Genomic DNA, 9,958 nt, shown 5'->3' on the forward strand with positions numbered 1-9,958 from the left:
TGCCATGGCGTTTCTCCTTCGGGGTCGCTGATCATCCCTGGAGGGATCGCAACAGGTACTGCCCGACGACGGCCGGTGCAACCTCCCGGGTCGCTGATCATCCCTGGAGGGATCGCAACCGAGCAGCGCAAGCGCGGCGTTGCCGGGGCGTAGGTCGCTGATCATCCCTGGAGGGATCGCAACAACGCTGCGGCCTTGACCTGATTGTCGACACCATCAGGTCGCTGATCATCCCTGGAGGGATCGCAACCCGAGGACGACGTTGGCCAGGCGCGCCGAGGCGGGCAGGCGTCGCTGATCATCCCTGGAGGGATCGCAACGGGGACATCCCGTCTCCTCTGTTGAGTTGGTAAGGGTCGCTGATCATCCCTGGAGGGATCGCAACCACGCCAGCGTGTCAGGTCAGATCTGACAGAGTGGCGTCGCTGATCATCCCTGGAGGGATCGCAACGCGACGCCTCCTTGATCTCCCGGACGCGCTGGCGGAGTCGCTGATCATCCCTGGAGGGATCGCAACAGCAGCTCGCCGGCGGCGATGGCGTCGGCCGGGGTGGTCGCTGATCATCCCTGGAGGGATCGCAACTTGCTCCTGTCCTCCGCCCCGTGGGCGGGAGATGGGTGGGGTCGCTGATCATCCCCGGAGGGATCGCAACGGGTCGTACCAGCCGATGATGACGCCGTAGATCAGGGGTCGCTGATCATCCCTGGAGGGATCGCAACGGCTCCAGGTGATGCTGATCGGGAATGTCTGGCCGGGCGCGTCGCTGATCATCCCTGGAGGGATCGCAACATCTCGCCCGCCGGCACGCAGAGCTGGCCGCGGCCGGGTCGCTGATCATCCCTGGAGGGATCGCAACCCGCCTACGAGTGTGCGGCGGAGAACCGGTGATCGAGTCGCTGATCATCCCTGGAGGGATCGCAACTCATAACGCCTCCAACGGGGCGGTAGGGAAGGATGTCGCTGATCATCCTTGGAGGGATCGCAACGGCCGCCCCGAAGCGCACTGATGGGCACCTCAGCCACGTCGCTGATCATCCCTGGAGGGATCGCAACGCTGTGCCGGCGCCAACTAGGAAGCGGGCAGGGCTTGCCCTCGCTGATCATCCCTGGAGGGATCGCAACACCCGGGCACCCCGGCCGCATGGGGCTGCTGGGAGGCCGGGTCGCTGATCATCCCTGGAGGGATCGCAACAGCGGTACCTGCGCGCGGTCGACTTCGACATCGGACGGTCGCTGATCATCCCTGGAGGGATCGCAACCGCAACGTCTCCTCACGGGCCGCCGCCGCAGCAGGGTCGCTGATCATCCCTGGAGGGATCGCAACCGCAACGTCTCCTCACGGGCCGCCGCCGCAGCAGGGTCGCTGATCATCCCTGGAGGGATCGCAACACGAAACTCGCGGTGGTCTTCGTGCTGCTGGTCGTGGGGGTCGCTGATCATCCCTGGAGGGATCGCAACCCGTGCCCTTGGCCAGCCCGTATACCTCCATGAGGTCGCTGATCATCCCTGGAGAGGGCGCGACGGAGTGGCGTGCCAGCATCCGATGGTCTGGCGCGCTGCGGCTGTCCTCCATGGAGGGACTGCGGACCCGAACGGGGACGGGTCAGCCGGCGGGGGAGATGGACTGGATGTTGGCGATGGCGAATTCGCGGTCGTCGTTGCGCAGGTGGCACCAGGTGTCGAGCCAGCGGCCGAACATGGCGTTGATGGTGATGCGGCGGATGGTGCGCTTGCCGTTCTTGTCCCGATAGGTGATCACCACGTCGCCGCGGGATTCGACGGCCTCGGCGAGCAGGGCGAGTTCGCCGTCGTTCAGGCGGTCGTTGAGGCCGGCGAGTTCGCGGACCAGGGGGCTCGGCGGGGGCACGCCCTCGTCAACATCAATAAACAGCCGCGTGATGAGTTCCTCCGGGGTCACCCTCCGGGGTGCGCCGTCGGCGGCTCGGGGCCGGCCGCTGCCGGTGGGAGCCGGCGAGGCGCCCGGGGGACCGGACCGGCGACTCCGGGGGCTGCTCGGGGAGGTCTCGGACGGTGTGCGACCGGGCGGGACGATGACGGTGCCGGTGGCGTCCTCGGCGACGGGGTAGAAGCCGGCGCGGCGCAGTTCGGCGAGGACGGTGTTGGGTTCCTCGGGGCTGGACAGGACGGTGGGGGCGAGTCGGGCCAGGTACAGCTTGGCGAGGACGCGGGTGTGCAGCAGCTCGGTGGTCGTCGGCTCGTCGCCGAGGATGGCGCTGCGCAGGCCGCGGACCCGGACGTGGCCGTGGCGGCGGGCGACGTCGGTGACGAGGTAGCCCAGGGCCTGGGGCAGCTCGTGGTCGGCCATCGCGCGCAGCTCGCCGAGCAGCTCGTCGGCGGTCCAGCCGGCGTCCAGGGCCGCGCGGACGGACGCGGGGGTGAACCGCCAGGTCCCGGCGGCGCCGCGGGATTCGGGTTCGGCGGTGGCGCGCAGCACCTGGGCCATCGCCGCGGTCGGTGGGCCGGAGACGACGGCGGTGAGGTCGGACTGGAGGATCAGGCTGGGCCTGGACTCGGGCAGCAGCTCGGTGCAGCGCTCGCCGAGGGCCGCCGCGGCGGCGGTGATCTCCGCGGCGAGGGTGCGGCGCGACGGGAAGGTGGCGGTGGGGCCGGCGAGGTCGGCGAGGCCGGCGGCGCTGGTCCGCAGCGCCTCGCCCAGCTCGGTCAGGACGTCGACCGCCGCGACGCCGAGCAGCTCGGCCTCGCGGATCGTCGCCGCCATCACGGCTGCCCGCAAGGGGTCCGGGTAGGCGTCCAGGGGGAAGAACCAGTCGATGTTCTCGGCGGTCAGCCGCACCGAACGGCCGCCGGCGGCGGCACGCAGCAGGGCCCCGCGCAGCAGGCCGGCATCGGACTCCACGGGCAGCGGCGGGGCGATGTCCCGCTCGTCGTCGAGCTCCCGGCCCGACGGCGCGTGCTCCACGATGTACCAGGCCAGCGCGAGCGAGGCCCACTGCCGGCTCGGCGGGGCCTGGCGCCAGGCGGTGAACTCCGGTCCCGGCACGTAGCCGGCCGCGCCGTGGACCAGCAGGCCCGCGGTCGCCGTCAGATCGATCCACACCGGTAGGTCCGCCGGCGGCAGCGACAACCGCTTGGCCAGCCGCAGCCGTTCCCGCCCGCCGATCCCGCCGCGCTTGAGCGCCGCGATCGGCACGGCCGCGGCCTCGTCGAGCAGCGCCGTGACGGTGCGGACGGCGTCCTGCGCCGCCGCCTGCGCGCTCGAGCGCACACCGGCCGGATCGACCGCCGGTCGGGGGACGTCCGGTGGGCCGGTCAGCGCGCGGCGGTTCTCGATGATCCAGGCGCCGACGGCAACCTCGCGGGGCAGGTGCGCCTGGCCGCCTATCGGCAGCATCAGACCGGACCGGATCAGGGCCCGCACCGCGGACGCCCCGGCGCGGTACCCGCGTTCGGCCAGCACGTCCTCGAGGGGGAGGTCGTCGTCGGCGGCCGCCCACAGGTCCGTCAGCACCTTTCGCGCCGGCGGCGGTAGCTCGGCGATGACGGCCGCCACCCGCGCGGTGTCGGACATCAGCCGGGCATACAGCTCGACGAGCTCGGGCTTGCGCAGCCCGGTCGGGTCCTGACCGAACGCGCGCACCGCCGTCCGCACGTCCTCGACGAGCGACAGACGGGCGAGCTCCGCCGCCGTCCCGATCTCGGTGAACGGCTCCGACCAGTGGCTGTGCAGCGGCGCCAGGAGGCGGATGACCGGCTCGCCCGGGGCGCTCTCGCCGCCCTCGCCGCCGGCCGGGGCGGGCCAGGCCAGGCCGCGGGCGAACAGACCGTCCACCACCGCGCGCACGGCGTCCCGCGGCATGCTGAGCAGCCCCGCGAGGCGGTCGACGGTCACCGGGCCCGACAGCAGGGAGACCGCCACGCCCACGCGCAGACTGTCCCGGTCGAGCTCGGTGAGCGCCCGGCTCAGCGAGCGGGCGTCGGTCAGCCGCTGGGCCAGCTGGCCGAACCCGCGGGGCAGCGGTTCGACCAGGACGTCGGGGCGGGCGCGCAGCACGGCACCCAGCTCCGACGGGTCGAGACCGGCCAGATGCGCGGCGAAGGATGGCGAGGAGGACATCGAGACCATTGTTATCGCTGCGCTCGACGACCCTACCGGCCGGTGGGTAAGCGCTCACACAGGGACAACAGCGCCCATGGAAAGGGCAGGACGAGCCCGGGACGACCCGGTTGCCACCTCGCCGAGGCCGTGACGCGGGCGCCCCGCCGGACGACGCCTCGCCGCCACCGCGCGGGACGCCGACTACCGAAGGTGATCGGCGTCCCGAGCTGAGTGAGGGGGCTATTCCGCGTCGGGGAGGTCGGCGAGCGGCAGCTCCAGATAGGAGGTGGCTCCCTCCGGGGAGGAGAACTCGACCTGGCTGCCGTCGACGGTGGCGTCGGCGAAGAGCCGGTCCCTGGTGTCGATCACGAGGGCGAGCTGGTGGCCGGCGGCGATGCGGTAGTCCGCGGGCTGGAGCTGGACGTCGATCGCGCGCGCCTGGCCCTCCCGCTCGTTGAGCAGCGTGAACGGCGCACTGGTGATGATCTTCGCCTTGGCGTTGCCCGGATCGACGTCGAACAGGTGGGTCACGACCGTCGCCGTCGCCGCGGACGGGCGGACCGTCAGGTGCAGCCGCACGTTGCCGGTGAGCTGGCTCTGCTGGGCCAGCGGCTCGGTCACCCAGACGGCCGCGTCCCGCCGCGAGATCGACGCCGTGTCGTAGATGGCGGGGGCGCCGAGCCGCTCCAGGACGCCGGTCTGGACGAGCTTCTCGGCGACGTGCGCGGGGGTGTCCGCGCCCGCCTGGATGGTCGTCGTCCACCCGGTGGCGGGACGGGACGCCAGCGCGCCGTCGGTGGAGCCGGGGCGCGGCTGGTCGAGGTAGAACCGCCGGGTCGGCAGGACGTACGACTGCCAGTCGTTGGACTTACGCAGGTCGAACAGGTTGTGCATGTACTCGGTGTGGACGTTGCCGTCCTCGCCGACGCCGCTGTCCCTGCCCAGCAGGTGGCGGTCCAGCCAGCGGAAGGTCGTCGCGGTCGGCCGGCTCCAGCCGCCGAGGAAGCCCAGGATCTCGTCGCCGCCGTGGTCGCCGATCTGCACCAGCAGCCGGCGCGGGCCGGTGAGCTGGTTGAACAGCTCGACGACGGCCGGCACCGAGAAGATCGTCTCGTGCCAGTAGGTGCCGAGGAAGACCGGCACCCGCCGGGCGTTGAGCCGCTCGACGTAGCTGATCGGCGACCGGATGGCGCCGAAGTCCAGCAGGTTCTTGATGTTCTTGTTGGCGCGGAAGTCCTCGAAGATCTGCCGCGTCTCGTCGGACAGCCGGTCCTCGCCGAACAGGTTCGCGAGGGCCTCGAAGGCCGCGATGTGCCGGGTCTCGTTCTCGTACAGCGAGCGGGCGAGGTCCGCCCAGGCGCTCTGCGCGGCGACCGCCTTCACCCGGTCGTCGTGCGCGGCGATGATCAGGCTCTGGCCGGCGCCGTAGGAGGAACCGGCGAACCCGATCTGCTCCGGGTTCACCCGGTCGGCGTGGTTCTCCAGGATCCAGTCGATGACGGCGGAGCCGTCCGCCCGGTCCCGCGGCCCGGCGACGTCGATCTTCCCGGTCGAGTCGGCCAGGCCCCGCTCGCTGTACGCGACGGCGAGATAGCCCCTGATCGCGAAGTTCAGCAGCAGGCCGGGGTAGGAGCGCCACCCGGTGGGGGCCAGCGGCGCCGGCAGGACGACCACCGGATGCGGCCCGGTGCCGAGGGGGACGAACACGCCCGCGTCGAGCTGGACGTCGGGGTCCGCGCCGGGAATCCGCACCGACGCGAACGTGCCCGCGCCCTGCAGCTGCTGGAACTTGCCGGCGGTCGCGGGCGGAAGCTCCCGGAAGTCACCGCGGTCCAGGTTCTCCAGTGCCCGGATCTCGGCGTCGAGCAGGGCTCGGTTCTGGGGCGCGAAATCGAAGACCGTCGTTCTCTGGGGGCTCGTGGCCACTCGTCTTGTCTCCTTGCCGGAAGTCGGAGCACAGCAGGGCAGATCGCCAGGCGTCGTCAGGCCGTGCATTGAAGTGACGGGATTCCACCGGTTCCCCCGGGCGGTCCGTGGACCACCGGCCGGTTCGACGCCGATCCGCGAGGCCGCGATGATGAAGGTTCCCGGAACACAGGACCGAAGCGTAGGGCCGCCGTCGGCCGGCACCGTTGAGGCGGACACTTGATGCGTGGCGTTCGGCGACGTCGCTTTGGTCCGGCTTCGGGCGGACCGTCTCCGGATTCTCCCGGATGGTGGCTGCCGCGACGGCGGATACCCCGAAGTGACCCGTTGGGATGACGAATGCCGGGATGCCGGCTGTGGGTCGGGCCTGTGCTGATAGCGTTTCCGGCATGCTCATCTGGCTCAACGGGCCCAACGGGATCGGTAAGACGCAGGTGGCCTACGAGCTGCACCGCGGGCTGGCCGGCGCTTTTGTCTGCGATCCGGAGCATCTCGGTTTCGCGCTGCGCCGGATGCTGCCCGCGCGACTGCGCGGCGACTTTCGCGACCTGCCCCTGTGGCGGGATGGCGTCGTTCACATGCTCCGTACTGTGCTCGATGCTGGTGGCGGGCCGGTCGTCGTGCCGATGACGGTGCTGGATCCCGGGCTGCTGGCCGCGCTGACCGATCCGTTGCGCGCCGCCGGGCACGAGGTACGGCACGTGACGCTGCTTGCCGACCGGGCCGTCCTGCTGCGGCGCATCCGCTCGCGCGGGGAGACCGCCCGTAGTTTCGCCGCGAGCCAGGCCGACCGCTCCCTGAGCGTGCTGCGGGCGCCGGAGTTCGCCCGCCACCTGGCTACCGACGGCATGCCGATCGGCGCCGTCGCCGCCGACATCGCCGCCGGCGCCGGGCTGGCGTTCACCCCCGACGCCGCGGGTCCGCTCCGCCGCCGGGTTCGCCGGCTCGGCGTGCAGCTACGCCACCTCCGCTTCGACGAACTCGTCGGCCTACCCCGCTGACGGTTCCGCGGAACCGCTCACCCCTCGGCGTCGGGCCGGCGACGGGAGTCGAGGAACGCCGCGTAGTCGTCGAGCAGCTCCTCGAACTCCGCGATCGTGAAGTACACCGACTCCCACTGCTCGTACAACGACTCCAACAGCACCCGATCCCCCTCGATCTCCTGCACGGTGCCGTTCCCCAACGCAGCGTCCAACTCGCCCGCACGAACTCTCTGCCATCGCCGCACATATCTCGCGATGTCTGGCGAGTATGGGCCGACATCGCTTTCCAAGAAGTCGAGGACGGCAGCCTCGGTATTCCGGTCGAGCGGGGGTGAAGTCACCTCCAGGTTCTGATCTTCGTCTCGCCGGAACGTCCATCTACTCATCGAGGCTCCCCTGATTTGGATTTCTGGATCGGAAATGCGGTCCTGAGTTCTCCGTCTGGGCTGACGTAGAGCTGTATCAGAACGCCGTCGTAGCTGTCTCGCAGGGATTTCTTGGGAAGTGACTCATTATTTCCGAGTCTCGGCTCGATGACGTTGTCGTAGATCTTCTCGTAGGTTTTCTGCACGGCGTCGCGCACCTTCTGTTCCGGCCAGTGGTTCGGGAACATGGTGTGCTCCGGAACATCCTTCCTCTTCCATTCTCCCGTGGTTGGATGGCGAAACTCGACGTCGGCATGGTATGTGCCGTCAGATTTCCTGTCCTCTATCGAGGTGATGCGGCGGTCGGGTGGGGGCTGGCCGTCGGGGGCGCTGTGGAAGCCGACCGGGCGGCCCTTCTTGTTCCACTCGCCGTGCAGGATGTGCTGGAACACCTTCTCGCTGATCTCCGGCCGCGCGGGTGCGTCGGTGGCGCGGGCGTGTGGTCCGTCCGGGGGCCGAGGTGGGGTGTCCTGCGGGGAGGTCGTTCGCGGGGTGTCGGCGGGTGGCCGTCCTTCGGTCACCGGGGCGAGCTCGGCCGGCGAGGACCGTTGCGCCGCGTGCGCGTCGAGCAGGGCGGCCTTGCGTTCGGCGCTGGTGGCGGGTCCGGGGGTGGTGGGGGACGGCTCGCGCGACTCGCGGGGCACGCCGCGGTCCGCGTCGGCGGCGCGGGTTTCGAGCAGCGCCGCCTTGCGCTCGGCCGCGGTGGCGGCCGGTGCGGGCTGGTCACGGGCGGCGGGGGTCTGCGGAGGTCGATCGGCGGAGCGAGCGTCAGCGGGGGCGCCCGCGGCGTCGATGGTCCGGTCGGCCGGGCGGCTGTCGGCGGGGGAAGGCGCGGTTTCGCGCGATTCGCCGGCGCGGCGCTCCAGCAGCTCGGCCTTGCGTTCCACCCCCTCGCGCGAGGTGCCGATGATCCCGCCGGACGAGGGCGGGGGAGCATCGGTGGCGGGTTCCCGGGCGTCGGGACGGGAGGGGCGCGCCCCCGCGCCCGGGTAGCCGTCCGGCCGGGCGGAGTCGAACTCGGACACCGGTCATCCCCGCCGCCGGCGACGCCGCGCCCGGCGGCCCCGCAGGGGGACCGCCGCGGTCGTCCCGGCTCCGGTCGGCCACCGACGGCGCGAGAATCTGATCGGTTCCTCCCGGCCGTCGCTCTGGCGAATCCGCTCGCCGCGGACGATATCGCACTCAGAGCAACCAGGTTGTGACGATCCGGCGGAACGGGGCGGGTGGGACGGTCAGACCGGCGCGGCCGCCGGGGGCGCGGACCCTCGCGCCGCGAGATGGTCGGCGACCGCCCGTAGCGCCGCCGCCAGGGCGACCCGGACCTCGTCGTCGGTCACGGCGCCGTCGGGGCCCAGCGCATCGCGCGCCACGGGTACCGTCACGCACGCGGCTTCGATGACATCGGCGGTGACGTAGCGCAGCACGGTGGCGAGCTCGGCCAGCGCGCCCGTGCCGCGGCCGGGGGCCGCGACGTTGATCCAGGCGGCGGGTTTGCCGTAGAGGTCGCCGGTGCCGACCGTCCAGTCGAGCAGGTTCTTCAGGCTGCCGGGCAGCGCGCCCGCGTACTCCGGGGTGCAGAACAGCACCGCGTCGGCCGCGGCGAGCTGCGCCCGCAGGGCGGCGACCGCGGGCGGCGGCGCGGCGTCGTCGGCGTCCGGGGCGAACGCCGGCAGCCCCGCCAGCCCGTCGTACAGGACGGCCGTCACCCCGGCGGGGGCCAGCGCGGCGGCGGTCCGCAGCGCGGCCGTGTTCGTCGACGATCCGCGGGTGCTGCCCGAGATCAGCAGAAGCCGTCTTTCCGCCATGGGCCCATCCTCGCCTCCCATCGCCTTCGTTGCGGCGGAGAGTCAGGGCATCGGAGCGGTTGGCTGGGGCAGCGGTGGGAGCGGGCCCCAGGTCTCGGCCGGCAGGCGGACCAGCCGGCCGCCGCGCGGCACCAGCCAGCCCAACCACCGCCACGCCTCGTCCGAAGCGCCGAGCAGCTCGTCCCCGCCTGCCGACCAGAGGGCCAGCTCGCCATCCGGGAGCTGCTCGAGCCGCCAGCCCCTCGGCCGGCCGGTGGTGGCGTCCCAGATCCGGGCGGTGCCGTCGTTGCTGGTGGTGAGGATGCGGGTGCCGTCGGGGCTCCACGCGCCGCTGGTGAGCCAGCTGGTGTGGCCGGTGAGGGTGAGGGTGAGGTGGTGGTGGCCGGTGGTGGCGTCCCAGATCCGGGCGGTGCCGTCGTTGCTGGTGGTGAGGATGCGGGTGCCGTCGGGGCTCCACGCGCCGCTGGTCAGCGGGCTGGTGTGGCTGGTGAGGGTGAGGTGGTGGTGGCCGGTGGTGGCGTTCCAGATCCGGGCGGTGCCGTCGTAGCTGGTGGTGAGGATGCGGGTGCCATCGGGGCTCCAGGCGCCGCTGGTGAGCCGGTCGGTGTGGCTGGTGAGGGTGAGGTGGTGGTGGCCGGTGGTGGCGTCCCAGATCCGGGCGGTGCCGTCGTAGCTGGTGGTGAGGATGCGGGTGTTGTCGGGGCTCCACGCGCCGCCGGACAGGGCGCTGGTGTGGCTGG

7 protein-coding genes and 1 CRISPR repeat array (1 of these 8 running past the window's edge) are annotated in these 9,958 nt (G+C 71.8%); of the genes, 1 reads left to right on the forward strand and 6 read right to left on the reverse strand.

Annotated elements, in window-relative coordinates; genetic code table 11:
* Nucleotides 1-1,523: direct repeats of the CRISPR family, unit length 30 nt; unit sequence GTCGCTGATCATCCCTGGAGGGATCGCAAC (it extends 440 nt beyond the left edge of the window).
* An 81-nt stretch (nucleotides 1,524-1,604) separates the two neighbouring features.
* Nucleotides 1,605-4,097 (reverse strand): helicase-associated domain-containing protein, encoded by a 2,493-nt coding sequence (locus tag FRAQA3DRAFT_RS28500; protein ID WP_232291801.1) that lies wholly within the window; start codon nucleotides 4,095-4,097, stop codon nucleotides 1,605-1,607.
* A gap of 222 nt (nucleotides 4,098-4,319) precedes the next feature.
* The gene (locus tag FRAQA3DRAFT_RS28505) at nucleotides 4,320-6,005 is read right to left on the reverse strand and encodes a CocE/NonD family hydrolase (RefSeq protein WP_009742525.1); all 1,686 of its coding nucleotides are present in this window, start codon (nucleotides 6,003-6,005) and stop codon (nucleotides 4,320-4,322) included.
* Nucleotides 6,006-6,394: 389 nt separating this feature from the next.
* Here FRAQA3DRAFT_RS28505 and FRAQA3DRAFT_RS28510 point away from each other — a divergent pair, with 389 nt between their 5' ends.
* Entirely contained in the window at nucleotides 6,395-7,006 is a 612-nt protein-coding gene (locus tag FRAQA3DRAFT_RS28510) for an AAA family ATPase (RefSeq protein WP_009742526.1), read from the forward strand.
* Between the two features lie 17 nt (nucleotides 7,007-7,023).
* Here the strand turns inward: FRAQA3DRAFT_RS28510 and FRAQA3DRAFT_RS35515 are convergent, their stop codons facing one another.
* The 4 genes from FRAQA3DRAFT_RS35515 to FRAQA3DRAFT_RS28530 all read right to left on the reverse strand — a co-directional run.
* Nucleotides 7,024-7,188 carry a hypothetical protein gene (locus FRAQA3DRAFT_RS35515; RefSeq protein ID WP_232291802.1) on the reverse strand — a complete coding sequence of 55 codons (165 nt, stop codon included), beginning with the start codon at nucleotides 7,186-7,188 and terminating at the stop codon, nucleotides 7,024-7,026.
* 182 nt (nucleotides 7,189-7,370) lie between these two features.
* Entirely contained in the window at nucleotides 7,371-8,438 is a 1,068-nt protein-coding gene (locus FRAQA3DRAFT_RS31885) for an EndoU domain-containing protein (RefSeq protein ID WP_009742528.1), read from the reverse strand.
* A 207-nt stretch (nucleotides 8,439-8,645) separates the two neighbouring features.
* Nucleotides 8,646-9,218, reverse strand: a complete 573-nt coding sequence (locus FRAQA3DRAFT_RS28525; RefSeq protein ID WP_009742529.1) for an NADPH-dependent FMN reductase — start codon at nucleotides 9,216-9,218, stop codon at nucleotides 8,646-8,648.
* A gap of 42 nt (nucleotides 9,219-9,260) precedes the next feature.
* The coding region (locus FRAQA3DRAFT_RS28530) for a WD40 repeat domain-containing protein (protein ID WP_009742530.1) at nucleotides 9,261-9,958 on the reverse strand (698 nt) is incomplete at its 5' end.

This window comes from Frankia sp. QA3, from assembly GCF_000262465.1.
Classification (GTDB): Bacteria; Actinomycetota; Actinomycetes; order Frankiales; family Frankiaceae; genus Frankia.